A 17672-nucleotide genomic window follows, 5' to 3' on the forward strand; every position below is an offset into this window, starting at 1 on the left:
ATATTTTATATTCTGTGTATAGGGTTTATTTATGCTAAAACAGTGTAGCATACAGAAAGTTGTTAGTATAAGAGGTATTGGTATCCATTCAGGACAGATTGTTGATTTGGTTTTAAGGCCTGCTAATGTTAATAGTGGCATTGTATTTCATAGGGTTGATATAAACCCAACTATAGATATACCAGCTTGTGCAAATTATGTATGTAATACTAAATTGGCTACAGTTTTACAGTATGGTGATGTAAGAGTGTCTACAGTGGAACATTTAATGTCTGCTCTATGTGGTTTGGGAATAGATAATTTACATGTAGACATTAATGCAGAAGAACTTCCAATAATGGATGGCAGTTCTATTTCATTTGTTAATTTATTATTAGCAGCTGGCATTGTTGAACAAAACAAACCTAAAAAGTTTATAAAAATAATTAAGCCAATAGAGGTTTTTGACGAATGTGAAAAATACAGAAAATATGCTAAGTTAGAGCCTTGTAGTGAATTTGTTATAAATTTTTCAATTGACTATAATCATCCTGCCATTATGGATACTGCTAGTAACATGGAAATTAATATTTCTAAGGAAACTTATATAAAAGATATTTCTATGGCAAGAACTTTTGGTTTTATAGAAGACGTTAACTATTTGCGATCCAAAGGATTAGCGTTAGGTGCTTCTTTGAAGAATGTTATTGTTTTAGACCATAATAAGGTTGTAAATGATGAAGGTCTTCGCTATAAAGATGAATTTCTAAGACATAAGATTTTAGATGCAATAGGAGATTTATATTTGTTAGGTCATCCTTTACTAGCTCGTTATACCGCTAGCAAATCTGGTCATTCTTTGAACAATAAATTAGTTAGATCTTTGTTAAAAACTAAAGATGCATGTGAATATATTACCTTTTGTTAATAAGGTAATAACAAGGAATTAGGATAGTATAATGTTGACTATGTTCTTATAAAGGTGGAGTTCTTTTTTATCAAATTTGATATAGATTCTTTTAAAGGACCTTCTTGTATTTTATTTTGCAATTTCTTGAAGTTATTTAAACTATGTTCATTGAGAAAACATTTTGCACTATTTTTTGCAAGTGGTTTATGTGTTACAAAACAATTGCTATATATTTTTATTTTTATTGTATCAATTTTTAAATGAAATTTTGATTGTATATTTTTTATAATGTCTGTTGAGAAATAACGTATTCTTGTTGCATTTTCTGAGTTTGGTACTGCAATTGATAGAATATTGTTCTCAAATTTGATAAGTTTATACGAAATTTTCAAGTTTTTAGGTATGAATATAGAAATAGCATGTTCTATACTTATCATATTTTGTGCTATGTTTATAATGTTATTGGTATTTTTATCTAAAGATAACCATTTAACAACTAGTATATCCAATATATTATGATAGTTTCCTTTATTTTTTTTATAGTAAATAGCCATTTTATATGTAGAGTATAGTTTTATGCTGATAAAATAATTATTATATAGAGTTTAATATTTAGATTGTAAAATAATTAATTCTTATTAGAAATGAAATTATAATAACCAATACAGCATATAAATTTAAATTTTTTGCAAAAATCAAAATCTAGTGATTGAGTCTAGATATCTTATAATGGGGTCTTATAGTTTGGCAATGGACTTTTTCTTTTTATTCAAAAAAATTTTTGGTAGTCGTAATGATCGGTTATTAAAAAAATATTATGATTTAGTTAATATAATAAATAGTTTTGAGAATCAACTAATTGTTTTAACTGATGACGAGCTTAAATCTAAAACTAAAGAATTTCGTCAACAATTTGAAAAAGGCATTTCTTTAGATGATTTATTGCCAGAAGCATTTGCTGTTGTTAGGGAAGCAAGCAAAAGAGTATATAACATGCGTCATTTTGATGTGCAGTTATTAGGAGGCATTGCTTTACATAATGGTAAAATTGCTGAAATGCGAACAGGTGAGGGTAAAACTCTTACAGCTACCTTAGCTGTGTATTTAAATGCTATACCTTCTAAAGGTGTTCATGTTGTTACAGTTAATGATTATTTAGCACGTAGAGATTCTGAATGGATGGGTAAACTATATAATTTTTTAGGCTTATCTATAGGGGTTGTTGTTGCAAATCAGACTGCGGAAGAGAAAATTGCTGCATATAGGTCTGATATTACATATGGAACAAATAATGAGTTTGGTTTTGATTATCTAAGAGATAATATGGAATTTAGCTTAGATAACAAACGTCAGCGAATATTAAATTATGCTATTGTTGATGAGGTTGATTCTATACTGATAGATGAGGCACGCACTCCTTTGATAATATCTGGAGCTTCAAGTGACAGTACAGTCCTATATATAGAAATTAATCGTATCATTCCTTTATTAAGACGTATGGTCTCAGAGCCAGATAGAGAAGGTAATGAGCCTGACGGAGATTTCTGGGTGGATGAGAAAACTCAGCAAGTTTACTTATCAGAGTCAGGTCATGAAAATGTAGAATTTTATTTAAAAAAGCATGGTTTATTAAAAAGTAATGAATCTCTATATGATTATAATAATGTTCATCTAATCAATCATATTATGGCAGCTTTAAAAGCTTGGAATTTATTTAAAAGAGATCACCATTATGTGATTAAGAATAATGAAATTGTTATAGTAGATGAATTTACTGGTCGGTTAATGAGTGGTAGGCGTTGGTCAGATGGTTTGCATCAAGCAATTGAAGCTAAAGAAGGAGTTGCTATTAATGCAGAGAATCATACTATGGCTTCAATAACTTTTCAAAATTATTTTAGAATGTATGACAAGTTATCTGGAATGACGGGAACAGCTGATACTGAGGCCTATGAATTTCAAGAAATATACGGCTTAGAAACCTTGGTAATACCAACCAATAAGCCACTTGTAAGACATGATTATAACGATCATATTTATAAAACGAATAAAGAAAAATATGAAGCCATACTAAAAGACATAGTGTCTTGTAATGATAAGGGTCAGCCTGTACTTGTAGGAACTACGAGTATTGAGAATTCAGAGCTTTTATCTGATATGTTGAAAAAGAATAATTTGAAACATAATGTTCTAAATGCAAAACAACATGAACGCGAGGCTGATATTATTGCTGAAGCTGGTAAGCCTTATTCTATAACTATAGCTACTAATATGGCAGGACGTGGTACTGATATTCTATTAGGAGGTAATGTAGATAAGCATATAGATAAAATTTTGTATAGCAATAATATAGATGCTAGTTCTAAAGATATAATTATTGAGAAATTAAGAAAAGAGTGGAGTTCTTTAAATCTAGATGTTAAAAAATCTGGGGGCTTGCATATTATAGGTACAGAAAGGCATGAATCTAGAAGAATTGATAATCAATTGAGAGGCAGGTCTGGTAGACAAGGAGACCCAGGGTCTTCTCGCTTCTATTTATCGCTTGATGATTCATTAATGAGAATTTTTGCTGGTGAAAAATTACAACAGATAATGAGCCACTTAAAATTGCCTGATGGTGAACCGATTAAATCTAGCCTGGTTGATAGGGCTATAGAAAACGCACAACGCAAAGTCGAAAGTAGGAATTTTGACATAAGAAAGCAATTATTAGAGTATGATGATGTAGCAAATGAACAGCGTCAAATAGTTTATGTACAAAGAAATGAGATTTTATCAAGAGAATCTTTTATTGACTCTATTAGTGTTATTTTTAAAACAGTAATAAATAATATTGCCCAGTCTATATTGATTGATATTTCTAATAAAGAGCAATTATTAGAATTCCAATATGCTATAAAAAATCTATTACATGTGAATTTAGATTTAACCAATTTTTTTCAGAATAATATTGAAGATATTGATGCTTTGTTAAATTTAGTTGCAGATGATTTAATAAGCTTTTACTCAAATAGAAAAGATATATCTGGTAATTTAGATTGGATAGAAATAGAAAGATTTATTTTTCTGCAGTCTATAGATACAAATTGGAGAGATCATTTATCTTTCTTAGACTCATTGAGACAAGGCATTCATCTTCGAGGTTACGCTCAAAAGAACCCTAAACAAGAATATAAAAAAGAGGCTTTTGAGAATTTTTCTGTAATGTTAGAAAATATAAAAAAAGATATAGCAAAGAATTTGCTGTTAGTCGACTTTAATAGTAATGTACATTCTGCAGGTGAAGTTGATAATGTAAAGCATATTGGGAAAATTAGGCGTAATGATCCATGTTATTGTGGAAGTGGAAAGAAATTTAAGCATTGCCATGGTTTTATAAAATAAAAAATTAATTCTGATTAATATGATCTTGGCAATTTATTTTATCGAATTCTTTTTTGATCCATTCATAAATTATTATGTTGATCTCACCAGGAGTTAATGAATCTATTGTTATTACATCACCTATAGATAGTTGTATGATGCCAGGCTGTATCATAAAACTATTTTTTTTCCAAAAATTACCTGCATTATGTACTATTGGTAGGATGTTACATCTAGTATTCTTTGCTAATAATGATGCTCCAATTTTGAATTTTTGTATTTTTCCAGATGGAGCTCTTGTACCTTCTGGGAAAATTAATATTGAATAATTATGTTTTAATTTTTCTGTGCCTATCTCTGATACTTTTTTAAAAGAATTGAATCCATCAGAGCGATTAATTGCTATCATATCTAATAAAATTAATCCCCATCCAAAAAAAGGTATATAGTTAAGTTCTTTCTTATATATAAAGCATATTTTTTTAGGAAAATATGCAATAAAAAATAGAGTTTCCCATATAGATTGATGATTAGATACAATAATTAAAGGTTGAGTTGGGATTCGATCTATTCCTTTTATATGACATTGAAGATTACATATAAATTTTAAGCCAAATAATGCTATTTTAGGCCAAAATGTTATTATTTTATAACGTATATTTAGTGGTAAAGCGAAAGTCATTAGACTTAATATTGAGTACGGTATAACTGTTACTATTAAAAATAATACATATATACAAGATCTTAGAAAAATTATTAATGTTTTCATATTTTGATAAATAAATTTTGTTTTTATGTTATGAGATTTTATCAAATATTGTTATTTTCATGGTTTAAGTATGAAAGATCTGCAAAATTATTAATTATTTCTCTTATCTTCGATAAAAGAAACAATCTGTTATTGCAAATTCTGTTATCTGTCGTCATTATTGTTACTTTATTTAAAAAATTATCCGTTTTATAGATTAAGGAATAAGTTAATTCTAAATATTCTGAAAACTTTCCAAGTTGTAATAGTTCTAATAGAACATGTTTTGTATTTAAGAAAGCATCATAAAGTATTTTTTCAGCATCATTGTCTATTAATTTTTCTTCAAAGTAATTTGTAGATAGATTATCTTGTTTCAAAAAATTGTTTATGCGTTTATTTGTTATAAGAAACAATGATAATTTTGGTGTGGTTTTAAATATTTCTAAGGTTTTTAATATTGGAAGTATTAGATGTAGTGGTGGTTTTTTTGCAAAAGTTGATTCTATAATATCTCTGTTGAAATTATTTAATAATTGGTATTTATAACGATCATGTATGAAATCTACTGCTTTTTTTGGGGTTTCTAAATCAATATTTTTTTGATGAAATAATGATAATGTTAATTCAGATAATTCTAGTATATCGATATAATTAGAATAGTTTGTTTCTAGTGTTTTGCCTTCAACCATTTTCTCAAAAATATTTATTATCCCTATAGCTGCTCTTCTGAGTCCATAAGGATCTTTTTCTCCACTAGGATATATTTTTATGCTAAATAAACTTATTACTTTTTCTATTCTTTCAGAAAGAAAAAGTATAGCTGAGATGATATTTTTGCTTGTAACAGGCTGATCAAATCTATTTATATATTGATTTTTCAATGCGTCTACTATGCTATCAGATTCTCCATTTTGTTTAGCATAATATGACCCCATGATTCCTTGTAATTCAGGAAATTCACCAACCATTAATGATTCTAAATCAGATTTTGATAACATTGCTGCACGGTCTGCTAATATAGGATCAGTTGCTAATTTATTTGCAAGATATTTGCTTATTATGCGTAATCTTTCTACACGTTCTAGTTGATTACCTATCTTATTATGATATATTACGTTTTTTAGTTTTAAGACGCGCTTATCTAGAGATACAATATTGTCTGTTTCGTAAAAAAATTTAGCGTCAGATAATCTTGGATATATTACTTTTTGATTTCCTGTTATTATATTTTCTTCTTTGCCAGAATAGACATTACTTACAATTAGGAATTTATTTATTAAGTTGTTAGTTTCTTTTTCAAATAAAGGAAAGTATTTTTGATGTGATCGCATCGTCAATATCAAACATTCTCTAGGTAATTCTAAGAACTCTTTATCAAATTCACCTATATATACAGATGGATATTCAACTGTGGCTGTTACTTCATCTAATAAACTCATTAATTCTTCATGATTCCCTAGTATAGAATTTATTTGAGTTGCTTTTTCTTTTAATTCATTTAGTATATATTTTTTTCTTTTTATAAAAGATGGTATTACAAAACCTTTTGTTTCTAGAATATCCTCATATTTATTAGCATGATCTATCTTTATGAAACTATTGGACATAAATCTATGTCCAATAGTTTCATTTGAAGACTTGATTCCTAAAACAGATATATCTAGCAATTCTTTGCCAAATAAAACAAGCAGATTCCTTGCTGGTCTAATAAATTTAACTGTGTTGACTTCATCTGGAAGTTGATATCTCATTGATTGATACTGATTAGATATATTTTGTATTGTTGTAGTTATTGTTTCTTGGACTATGTTTTGAATTGTTTTTCCAGATATAGAGTTTTCTATTGTTAAATATTCTTGTTGTTCATTCAATTCAATTTTTACGCTAGACAGATGTTTTTCATCTAAACCTTTGGAATATAGTTTTTTTATTAATGCTTGTGTAGGCTGATTGTTTTCTGTTAATCCTATTTTTTTAGGCATTAATTTTTCTTTTTTTGTTACATCAGGTGACTTTTCTAGTACATCAGAAAATGAAATAGCTAATCTTCTTGGAGTAGAGTAACAATTTGTAATATTATTTACACCTATAACATTATTATTTGACAAATTCAAACTTATAGAATTAGTAAAAGTATTTTCAATTTCCAATAATTTTTTTGGTGGTAATTCTTCCGTTAATAACTCTATCGTTAATGCCTTTGTTCTCATTTCTTCATGTTCCATTAGATAATATTATTTCGATATTAAAGGGAAGTTTATTTTTTCTCTGGTAGTATAATATGTTTGTGCAATCGATCTAGATAAATTACGTATTCTTCCTATATATGAAGCTCTTTCTGTGACACTTATCGCTCCACGCGCATCTAATAAATTAAATATATGAGCCGCTTTTAATGTTTTTTCGTAAGCTGGTATTGGCAGCGATATCTCTACTAATTTTTTTGCTTCATTTTCATAGTCATTGAAATGATTAAATAACATTTCAATTGAAGCATGTTCAAAATTAAATTTTGATTGTTCTTGTTCATTTTGAAGGTGAATATCTCCATATGATATGGAAATATCATGGTGATTTTTTGTCCAAGTAATATCGTATACATTATTTACATTTTGTAAATACATTGCTAATCTTTCTAGACCATAAGTAATTTCCCCTGTAGTTGGATTGCAATCCATTCCACCTATTTGTTGAAAGTATGTGAATTGTGTTATTTCCATTCCATTTAACCATACTTCCCATCCTAGGCCCCAGGCGCCTAATGTAGGATTTTCCCAGTTGTCTTCAATAAAACGAATATCATGCTCTATTGGGTTTATGCCTAATTCTTTTAAGGAATCTATGTATAGATCTATAATATCAAGAGGAGACGGTTTCAAGATTACCTGAAATTGATAATATTGTTGTAAACGATTAGGGTTTTTTCCATACCTGCCATCTTTAGGACGTCTAGATGGCTGAACATAGGCTGCTCTCCATGGTTCTGGTCCTATAGCTCTTAGGAAAGTAGCTGTGTGAGATGTGCCGGCACCTATTTCCATATCATAAGGTTGCAATATTGTGCAACCATGTTTATTCCAATACTGTTGTAAATTAAATATAATTTGTTGAAATGTAAGCATTTTATGTATTTTTGCAAAAAGCATATTGTATTTGAATTGTTTTATTCTATTTGAAATTTTTTATATTACTCAATAGTATTAATTTCCTGATTCTTAATTTTTTTTATTAAATTATTAATGTTTCCATAAATAGGTAATTCTATATTTGGTTCTAAATCTTTTAATGGCTTTAAAACAAATAGTCTTTCATGCATTCTAGGATGAGGGATTATTAAATCATGACTTTGTATTATTTGATTACCATACAATAATATATCAATATCAAGAGTTCTAGGAGCATTTTTATATGGTCTTGTTCTTCCAAATTTGTTTTCTATTTTTTGCAACTGATCAAGGAGATCTATTGGACTGTTAGTCAAATAGATCTCCATTACAGAATTAGTAAAATTTGGACCGTCAGCATCGACAGGTGTAGTTGAATACAATTTAGATGTTCTACAATTGTTTTTATGAAAAATAGAATAAATGTGGTTTGTAGCATTTTTAATATTTGCGATACTGTTGCCTTGATTAGAGCCTAATCCAATATAAGTTTTTATAGAATGCATTTTTGTTAATTATTTAAAAATTTAAAATAAATGTAATTATTTTTTGTTTTTTAGTTTTTTATTTTGTTTTCCTTTAATCATCTGTTTTTTTAAATCATCATCAGCTTTATAAAAATCAACCCACCAGTTTGATAATCCATTATCTATCTCTTTTGACTCTGCTCTTAGTTGCATGAAATCAAATGCAGCTCTGAATTTAGCATGTTCGATAATTTTATAGTAATTTTTTATATTTTTTGCTTCTAATTTTGCTTGCATTAACCAAATATCTTTTGCATCTATAGTAATTCTTTTATGTATTTTTAGAGTTTTTGATTGTTCTAAAAGAATTTTTTCTGATGCTTGATCCATTGATAAAAAAGAATTGTTTTGCTTAGATAGTAATTCTTTCCATAAAGACTTTGTTGGCTCCCATAGTATTATAGCTAATAGAAATCCAGGGCTGATGCTTTTATTTGTTGAAAGTCTATAATCAGTATTGTTTAATGCGATTTTTAGGAAGTTTATATCTTTTTTATTTGTGAATGTTTTATTTAATGATGGAATTAGATTATGTAATATGTTTTTAGCATGTAGTTGTTCTAAGCAAGAAAAAGAATTTCCACATGTAAGGATTTTAATTATTTCATCAAATAATCTTGCTTGAGGGATATTAACAATTAGATCTTTTAATGCATCTATTTCAATATTAGTATTTTTTTCTAGAGTTCCATTAATTTTAGTAGATAATCTTATTGCTCTTAACATCCTTACAGGATCTTCTCTATATCTTTCTCCTGCATTTCCTATTATTCTAATTCTTTTATATTTTAAGTCTTTTAATCCAGAGTAATAATCAATTATTTCTTGTTTCATCGGATTATAGTACAGTGAATTTATAGTAAAGTCTCTTCTAGATGCATCTTCTTGATGTGAACCGAAGGAATTATCTTTCAATATGCGTCCAAACTCATCTTTTTCCAAAGGAGGGGACCTAAAAGTTGAAATTTCTATAAGTTCTTTCCCCATAATTACATGGACGATTCTAAAACGCTTGCCAATTATATAAGCTCTTCTAAAGAGTGATCTAACTTCTTCCGGGCTAGCATTTGTTGCTATATCAAAGTCTTTTGGCTTTAACCCTACAATTAAATCTCTAATAGCACCTCCTACTATATAGGACACAAACCCTGCTTTTTGTAGAGTCTCACATACCTTTATGGCGTTAGTTGATATATTATCTATATTGATGTTGTGTTTATTTTGTTTCACTATTTTAGGTTTCATATATCCAAAAAAATAGCATATTTTATGAATTGTTTTTGTAAGCATTAAGATTTATTGTCATCTAGATTTTCAAAAATATCTATGGTTTTCCAATTTCTTTGTTGAGCTATGGATCTAAGTTTTTCACTGGGGTTAGTAGCTACTGGATTAGTAACTTTTTCTAGCAAAGGAAGATCATTTATAGAGTCACTGTAAAAATATGTTTTTTTAAAGTCATCAAAATTGCTATTTAACGTAGATAACCATTGATTTACGCGAATGATCTTACCTTCTTTAAAGCTAGGAGTTCCAATAAATTTACCGGTATACCTACCATTAATGTATTCAGCTTCTGTTGCTATCAAGTATGGTATTCCAAATGCTCTAGCTATTGGTGTGGTTACGAAATTATTAGTGGCTGTTACTATTGCACAAAGATCACCTTTGTTTAGATGTTTTTGTACAAGATCTATTGCTTGTTTTTTTATTGAATGCCTAACTACTTTTTGCATAAATTCTTCATGAAATTTTGACAAATCATAGGGATTATGTATTTTTAGTAAACCAAGCATAAATTCCGCAGATTCTTCTATTGATAATTTGCCTTGATTATACTTATCCATTAATTCATTATTTAATTTAATCGCTATTTCTGGTGTTGTGCCAGCTCTGCCTGTTTTTGCTAAGAAATTAGCCCATTGATAATCACTATCTATAGGTATCAAGGTATGATCTAGGTCGAATAGGGCAAGATTGTTGTTCATATCTGTATAGACTCCGATTCTTTTAGCATAGTTCTAAGTAAATTTATGGTGATTGGACGTTTTGTCGAAATAGAATATTTATTTAGTAAAGTTAGTAGGTTCATGAGATATTTTATATCGCGGTTGCAATATTTTAACATCCATTGGATAACATTATCTAGATTTCTAATACCGAGTTTATTTCCTAATGTTTTTAACGCATTTAATTTATCTTGATCTGATAATGGTTCAATACGGAATGATATGTCCCAACCTAGACGAGTTTTTAAATCTTCTCTTACATTCATAAGTATTGGGTTTTTATCACCTGATAAAATCATAGCAAAAGATTTGTCAGTTTGTGATAATTCACGCCAACGGTTATATAGACTAAATAGTCCAGATTGTTGGCTATTACTTAGTAGATGAACATCATCTATAGCTATTAATTTTGGAATAGATTCTATTTCATTATTTATTGCTAGATTGAATATTTCATAACAATTTGTATAGTTAATATATGGGCTATTTCTTTCATTGGTTATTGCGCGCAATATATGGCTCTTTCCTGAACCTTTATCACCCCATATATATAAAGCTCTTCCTCCTGTTATGGATTTAGCAGCATGTAATGCTTCAGTATTTATTCCCAAAATATAATTAGATAAAGATGGTTCAATGTTAGGTAGTATATTTAAAATAAGCTGATGTTGTTTCATGCTTTAAAGGTTAATCTATTACTGAGTATAAATAATTATATCTCTAGTATATACTATACTTTGTTGAAATATATCAATGAGTTTCATGATATCGTTGACAACAAGTCTAGAAAAGATGTTATAAATATACATTATAGTGTGGTGGTTAGAATATTACTTTCATTCTAGCTAATTGTAGTTTTTTTTATATAAAGTTAAATATGTCTAATTTAAATTCTACTTCCTTAAATTATCGTGATGCAGGTGTTGATATAGATGCAGGTGAAGCTTTAATTAACAAAATAAAGCCTTTTGCAGCTAAGACAATACGCTCTGAAGTATTGACTGGTATAGGAGGATTCGGTGCTTTATTTGAAGTTCCAAAAAAATTTGCTGATCCAGTTTTGGTATCTGGAACAGATGGAGTTGGTACAAAATTACGTTTAGCTTTTGAATGGAATTCGCATGGCACAGTAGGTATAGATTTAGTAGCGATGAGTGTAAATGATATATTAGTACAAGGTGCTGAACCGTTATTTTTTTTAGATTATTTTGCTTGTGGCAAACTATCAGTTGATATTGCTTCTGCTGTGATAGCTGGCATTGCTAAGGGCTGTGAATTATCAGGCTGTGCATTGATAGGAGGTGAAACAGCAGAGATGCCTGGAATGTATCCAGATGGCGAATATGATCTTGCTGGATTTGCTGTTGGTGCTGTCGAAAAATCATCTATTATAAATGGCAGTTCGATAGATGTTGGAGATATTGTTTTAGGTTTAACTTCCAGTGGGGCTCATTCTAATGGATATTCCTTAATTAGAAAAATTATAGATATAACTGGTTCTAAACCTTATCAAGATTTTTATGGGCGACCACTTGTTGATGTAGTAATGGCTCCAACTAAAATTTATGTTAAATCAATTTTGTCAGTAATTAACAAGTTTGGTAAAGGTATTAAAGGACTCGCTCATATTACTGGTGGAGGTTTACTAGATAATATTCCTAGAATTTTGAACCAAAATATTTCAGCTAAACTATATAAGGACTCTTGGAGAATGCCTGATCTCTTCAATTGGCTACAAAAATCTGGCAATATAAGTGACACTGAAATGTATAGGGTGTTTAACTGTGGAATTGGTATGGTTTTAATAGTTCCTAAGCATCAAGCAGATTTAATAATGGGTGAGCTTTCATCTAATGGTGAAGACGTAATAAAAATAGGTGAAATAGTAAATAGAGAAAGAAATATGCCTAGTACCTATGTGGTGTAAATTTTTACGTATAATTTTTATAATTGTTGTTAACTATAGGTGCTAAGGCATCTATAGTTTTTTTATTATAGTTTTGATCTAAACAATCTATAATAATTCTTTCTGGTTGGGATCTTAACCAAGTCATCTGTTTTTTAGCTAGTTGCCTAGTGGCTATTATGCTTTTTTCAACAGCAAATTCTAAGGAATTTTTTTCTTCAAAATATTCCCATAATTGCCTATATCCAACACATCTTATTGATGGCATTGTTGTGTTGAGATCGCCTCTCTTAAAAAGAGAATATACTTCCTCTAAAAGTCCATTCTTCATCATTATATTGAATCTTTTGGTGATTCTATCATGTAGAGCAGATCTATTTGAGGGCTCTAAACTAATAGTGATATATTTATATTTTTTATTAGTTAGTTGATTGTCTCTTACCTTTAGTAAACTTGATAATGGTTTCCCTGTTGTAAAAAAAACTTCTAATGATCTTTGTATTCTTTGTTTATCTCTAATACCTATTCTATTTGCTGTGGTAGGGTCTATTTTTTTTAAATAGTTATGTAGGGAAGGCCATCCATTTTTACTGGCTTGTTCTTCTATTATTTGACGTATAGCTTGATTTGAAGTAGGTAAGTCATCAATACCTTCTCTTAAAGATTTATAATACATCATTGTTCCACCAACTATTATAGGTATTTTTTTTCTTTCTAGTATATTAGATAATAAAGCTAATGTATCAGAACAAAAACTTGCTGCTGAATATGAATCAACTGGATCAATTATATCTAATAGGTGATGTTTAGTTTTTAGTTGTTCTTCCCTAGAGGGCTTAGCAGATCCTATATCCATTTCTTTATAAATAGTGGCTGAATCCATATTAATAATTTCTATTGGCCAGTGTTTGGCTAATCCTATGGCGACAGAAGTCTTACCTGAAGCTGTTGGTCCAGTAAGGCAAATGATGTTGGGCTGATGTGTACTAATAACTACTTACCTCTTAAAAAGAATTTATCAATTTGTTTAATGCTAAATTGAACCCATGTAGGTCTTCCATGATTACAGTAGTCAGATTTTTCTGTAAGTTCCATTTGTCTTAATAAACTATTCATTTCTTCTAAATTTAATATGCGATTTGCCCTGATAGAACTGTGACATGCGATTGTAGCTAGTATTTTATAATGGTTTTCTAAAATAGAGCATGACTGTCCTGTTAAATTAATTTCATCAAAGATATTTAATAAGGTTTCTTCAATGTTATTTAATTTTATTATAGAAGGAATATGTTTTATAGAAATAGAAGAATTTTCTATGTTACAACTTATATCAAACCCAAAACTTAGTAAATCAGATTTATGGTTGTCAGCAATTTCTATAAACTCTTCTTTAATTTCTATTTCTAAAGGAGACATAAGCGTTTGCGTTTGTATCGAACGGTTAGCAAACGATTTTTTAAGATTTTCATATACTATACGTTCATGTGCTGCATGTGCATCTATTATAACCAGTCCATCTTTATTCTGAGATAATATATATATACCATGTATCTGTGCTATTGCTAAGCCAAGTGGGTATTCATTATTATTATTATTATTATTATTCTGTTTTATTTGTGATTGCTGTCCTTTTGAATTGCTTTCAAAAACATTGTTGTTTATGTTATTAAATACAGAATAATCCATATTTATTTGTTTGTAATTATTATCAACAGTATTTTCTATTATTTTTTCTTCTAATGGTCTAGAAACAATTTGATTCCTATTGCTAGAAATGGTTTTGTTAATCACAGTTCTTATAAATTTGTAAATTGCATTGCTATCACGAAATTTCACTTCATTCTTTTGTGGGTGAATATTTACATCTATTAGATTAGGATTAATATAAATAAATATAATAAATGATAATTTACTATTGTGGTGTGATATATCTTGATATGCTGATTTGATAGCATGATTTACGATCCTATCTTGTACATATCTATCATTTACATATAAGTACTGATAGTGTGCTTTTAAATTAGTATTAGTTGATTGAGAGATAATACCTCTAATTGTTATGTCATTACTTGATTGATTTATTTTAAGACATGGATCTGTAATTTTTTTTCCAAAAACGTCTTTGATTCTGCTAAAGGGTTCATTTTTTACCCATTGTTTTTGTAGTTTTTTATTATGGAATATTTTAAAGCATATATTTGGGTGTGATATGGCTATTTTTTCTATCATAGATAGACAATGAAGCCATTCTGTTCCTTCAGATTTGAGGAATTTTCGGCGTGCTGGTATATTATCAAAAATCTGTTGTACTTTAATTGTTGTTCCTGGCAAACCTAAGGCAGGAAGTATTTTCTGTGTTATCGAGTTAATCTGCCAAGCATTTTGTGATTTGTTTATGCGGGAAATGATAGTCAAATCAGATATTGAACTGATAGAAGCTAATGCTTCTCCACGAAAGCCTAGTGATAATGTAGAGTTTAACTCTTCTAAGTTATATATTTTGCTAGTCGCATGTCTAGTCATTGCCATTGCTAAATCTTTTTTGCTTATTCCTTGACCATCATCAATTACTGTTATTTGTTTTATGCCTCCGCCATCAAGATAAATTTCTATAGAAGTTGACTTGGCATCAATAGAGTTTTCAAGCAATTCTTTTACAATTGAAGAAGGTCTATCTATAATTTCTCCTGCAGCTATTTGACTTACTAATAAGTCTGAAAGTTTTAATATTGCACGATTTTTGTAAATTGAATTTTTATTCATCTCATCAAATTTAATATGTTTTCTTGTTTTTAATTTGAGTTACACTCTATTTTAAAATACTCAATAATGGTTTTAAAAATAGCATTAGCTATTTTATCTTGATGTTGATTTGAGTTGAGTAATTTTTCCTCTTTAGGATTACTAATAAATGCTGTTTCTACTAGAATTGATGGTATATCAGGAATTTGTAAAATGGCAAATTCTGCTTGTTCTACATCTTTATTATGTAATTTGCTAATTTTTGCTAATTTTTTTAATAAGATATTTCCTATTTTTTTTGATTCATTAATTTGTGTAGCAGTAGACAAGTCCAGTAGTATTTTAGCTACTTTTTCATCTTGATTATATAAGTTAACACCGCCTATTAAGTCAGATCTATTTTCTTTATCAGCAAGCCATTTTGTTTGTATACTGGAGGATTTATCATTTGACAAGGCAAACACTGAGGCACCATTTGTTTCAGGGTCTATCCATGCATCTGCATGGATAGAAATAAAAATATTTGCTTTTAAAAGTCTAGCCTTCTGTGTTCGGATAGCCAAAGGTACAAAACAGTCATCATTTCTAGTTAAATAAGTCACAATATTTTTTTGTGTTTTTAATAATTTTTCTATTTTTTTTGATATTGATAAGACTATATTTTTTTCCATTGAACCATTAATTCCTATAGCTCCAGGATCTTCTCCTCCATGCCCAGGATCAATTACTATTATGATTTTTTTATTATTTATTATTTTTTTGTCATAACAATCATTATCTGTTATAAGATTTATTATTGTTTCTTCTAGTTTATTATTTTTGTATTCTTTTTGATTATATATGATTGCTTTAATTGGATCATTTGTAATTTTTGGGTATAAATCTAAAATAGTTCTATATTTATAACTAGCTACTGGTTTTAGAGTGAATGTTTGAGAGTCAATTGGTTGTTCTAAATCAAATACTAACCTAAAACAGTTCGAGTTTTTTTTAGCAGTTCTTATATTTTTAATATAAGAACTGTTTATTGTAAGATTTTCTATATGTTTTGTTATTGCATAATCTATTTCTATATTTTCTATATCTAAAACTAATCGATCAGGTTTTTGCAAAAAAAAACTTTTATAATTTAAATATTCTGATGATTCAATTATTACTCTTACATATTCTTCTGAGGGCCATATTCTTATTGATAGTGCTTTGTTATGGTGTGAAAACGCTATTTTAGGGAATAAGAGTGATAAAACAATCAATGGAATTAGGATGGCAAATTGTCGTTTCATAGCAGATATTGGAGATTTATATTTTTTGTCTCCATTATCTTCATCCATTCTATTCCTTGTATTGTGCGTGCTAATACTTTAGCTATTCTTCCTTCTTTATAACATTGAAAAGAAATTTCTATATCTGGGGTAGGTAGGAATTCTTTAGTTTTTTCTGGCCATTCTATTAAAAATATTGCTTTTTCATATAATAAATCTTTGAAACCTAGATCTAGGAATTCCATATGATGATTTAGCCTATAGAAATCAAAATGATATATATTTAAATTATCAATATTATATTGTTCTAAAATAGAGTAGCTTGGGCTCTTAATTTTATCTATAACCCCTATTGTTTTTAAAAATGATCTGGCAAAAGTAGTTTTTCCTGTGCCAATTTCTCCTGTTAGATAAATTCTAATAGGTTTTTTATTTTTAATTAGTATCGTTGTTCCTAAGGTATTTGCAAAATAATCAGTGTTATTAGGTTTTGGCAAAAATAGATCTATATTATTAGAGGTATTCATTTTTACGACATATTCTAAATAATTCATTAGGAATTGAAATTTTCATTTAATTTCCCATTATAAAAAATTAAAGGATTAATTTCTGAATAAAAAAGATGCTCAACCTTTCCTATCATGATAATATGATCTCCTTCAACATATTGTTTGTAATTGTAACAATCAAACCATGCAGTAAAATTATCATTTATCATAAAAGTGCCACTTGGCGACATTGTTTTTTTTACTTCATCAAATCTTTCAAAAATATTTTTTTTAGAGAAAATCTTTGCAAGATTAGCTTGTTTATTAGATAAAATTTGTATTACATAGTTATTGCAATTTGTAAATATATTTTTTGCTGATGATTTAATAGAAAGATTCCAGATTACCATTGCAGGATTAAGAGATAATGATGAAAATGAATTTATAGTTAATCCAATCGCTTGATCATTGAGATAATTTGTGCTTACAATAGCTACTCCAGTAACATATCTGCCAAATGATTTTCGTAGTTTTTCTTCCATAATGATATGTATTATATTTTTTTTGT

Annotated in this window: 16 protein-coding genes; 3 read left to right on the forward strand and 13 right to left on the reverse strand. The window is 28.5% G+C overall.

Features of this window, described 5'->3' with window-relative positions; all coding sequences use genetic code 11:
• The first annotated feature begins 31 nt into the window (after positions 1-31).
• Complete coding sequence (lpxC, locus tag CKCE_RS00230) at positions 32-907, forward strand: UDP-3-O-acyl-N-acetylglucosamine deacetylase (protein ID WP_015238309.1); 876 nt, start codon at positions 32-34, stop codon at positions 905-907.
• A 38-nt stretch (positions 908-945) separates the two neighbouring features.
• Here the strand turns inward: lpxC and CKCE_RS00235 are convergent, their stop codons facing one another.
• Positions 946-1443 carry a DciA family protein gene (locus tag CKCE_RS00235; RefSeq protein WP_015238310.1) on the reverse strand — a complete coding sequence of 166 codons (498 nt, stop codon included), beginning with the start codon at positions 1441-1443 and terminating at the stop codon, positions 946-948.
• A gap of 196 nt (positions 1444-1639) precedes the next feature.
• Between CKCE_RS00235 and secA the strand changes: the two genes are divergently transcribed.
• Positions 1640-4276: a preprotein translocase subunit SecA gene (secA, locus tag CKCE_RS00240; protein ID WP_015389152.1), complete on the forward strand. Its 2637-nt coding sequence runs from the start codon at positions 1640-1642 to the stop codon at positions 4274-4276.
• Positions 4277-4280: 4 nt separating this feature from the next.
• Here the strand turns inward: secA and CKCE_RS00245 are convergent, their stop codons facing one another.
• From CKCE_RS00245 to CKCE_RS00275, 7 genes are all read right to left on the reverse strand, one after another.
• Complete coding sequence (locus CKCE_RS00245; protein ID WP_015238312.1) at positions 4281-4937, reverse strand: lysophospholipid acyltransferase family protein; 657 nt, start codon at positions 4935-4937, stop codon at positions 4281-4283.
• A 128-nt stretch (positions 4938-5065) separates the two neighbouring features.
• Positions 5066-7231 (reverse strand): glycine--tRNA ligase subunit beta, encoded by a 2166-nt coding sequence (gene glyS / locus CKCE_RS00250; protein WP_015238313.1) that lies wholly within the window; start codon positions 7229-7231, stop codon positions 5066-5068.
• A 9-nt stretch (positions 7232-7240) separates the two neighbouring features.
• Positions 7241-8128 (reverse strand): glycine--tRNA ligase subunit alpha, encoded by an 888-nt coding sequence (glyQ, locus tag CKCE_RS00255; protein ID WP_015389149.1) that lies wholly within the window; start codon positions 8126-8128, stop codon positions 7241-7243.
• A gap of 65 nt (positions 8129-8193) precedes the next feature.
• Positions 8194-8676, reverse strand: coding sequence for a 2-amino-4-hydroxy-6-hydroxymethyldihydropteridine diphosphokinase (folK, locus tag CKCE_RS00260; RefSeq protein WP_015389148.1), 483 nt, complete (start codon positions 8674-8676; stop codon positions 8194-8196).
• A 36-nt stretch (positions 8677-8712) separates the two neighbouring features.
• Positions 8713-9942 (reverse strand): polynucleotide adenylyltransferase PcnB, encoded by a 1230-nt coding sequence (gene pcnB, locus CKCE_RS00265; protein ID WP_015238316.1) that lies wholly within the window; start codon positions 9940-9942, stop codon positions 8713-8715.
• Positions 9943-9986: 44 nt separating this feature from the next.
• Positions 9987-10685: an HAD family hydrolase gene (locus CKCE_RS00270; RefSeq protein WP_015238317.1), complete on the reverse strand. Its 699-nt coding sequence runs from the start codon at positions 10683-10685 to the stop codon at positions 9987-9989.
• On the reverse strand, positions 10682-11383 hold the full coding sequence (locus CKCE_RS00275) for an HdaA/DnaA family protein (RefSeq protein ID WP_015238318.1): 702 nt from the start codon (positions 11381-11383) through the stop codon (positions 10682-10684). The genes CKCE_RS00270 and CKCE_RS00275 overlap by 4 nt, the downstream gene beginning before the upstream one ends.
• 200 nt (positions 11384-11583) lie before the next feature.
• On the opposite strand from CKCE_RS00275, the gene purM reads away from it, so the two are divergent.
• Positions 11584-12633: a phosphoribosylformylglycinamidine cyclo-ligase gene (purM, locus tag CKCE_RS00280; RefSeq protein ID WP_015238319.1), complete on the forward strand. Its 1050-nt coding sequence runs from the start codon at positions 11584-11586 to the stop codon at positions 12631-12633.
• Between the two features lie 4 nt (positions 12634-12637).
• Here purM and miaA read toward each other — a convergent pair whose 3' ends face one another.
• From miaA to CKCE_RS00305, 5 genes are all read right to left on the reverse strand, one after another.
• Positions 12638-13534 carry a tRNA (adenosine(37)-N6)-dimethylallyltransferase MiaA gene (miaA, locus tag CKCE_RS00285; RefSeq protein WP_225968721.1) on the reverse strand — a complete coding sequence of 299 codons (897 nt, stop codon included), beginning with the start codon at positions 13532-13534 and terminating at the stop codon, positions 12638-12640.
• A 71-nt stretch (positions 13535-13605) separates the two neighbouring features.
• Positions 13606-15375, reverse strand: coding sequence for a DNA mismatch repair endonuclease MutL (gene mutL, locus CKCE_RS00290; protein WP_015238321.1), 1770 nt, complete (start codon positions 15373-15375; stop codon positions 13606-13608).
• Between the two features lie 29 nt (positions 15376-15404).
• Complete coding sequence (locus tag CKCE_RS00295) at positions 15405-16685, reverse strand: N-acetylmuramoyl-L-alanine amidase (protein WP_225968710.1); 1281 nt, start codon at positions 16683-16685, stop codon at positions 15405-15407.
• On the reverse strand, positions 16634-17170 hold the full coding sequence (gene tsaE, locus CKCE_RS00300; protein ID WP_225968711.1) for a tRNA (adenosine(37)-N6)-threonylcarbamoyltransferase complex ATPase subunit type 1 TsaE: 537 nt from the start codon (positions 17168-17170) through the stop codon (positions 16634-16636). Before tsaE ends, CKCE_RS00295 begins: the two co-directional genes overlap by 52 nt.
• Positions 17170-17646, reverse strand: coding sequence for a flavin reductase family protein (locus tag CKCE_RS00305; protein WP_015238324.1), 477 nt, complete (start codon positions 17644-17646; stop codon positions 17170-17172). Before CKCE_RS00305 ends, tsaE begins: the two co-directional genes overlap by 1 nt.
• Between the last annotated feature and the right edge of the window lie 26 nt (positions 17647-17672).

Origin of the sequence: Candidatus Kinetoplastibacterium crithidii (ex Angomonas deanei ATCC 30255), assembly GCF_000319225.1 — a bacterium.
GTDB lineage: Bacteria > Pseudomonadota > Gammaproteobacteria > Burkholderiales > Burkholderiaceae_B > Kinetoplastidibacterium > Kinetoplastidibacterium crithidii_B.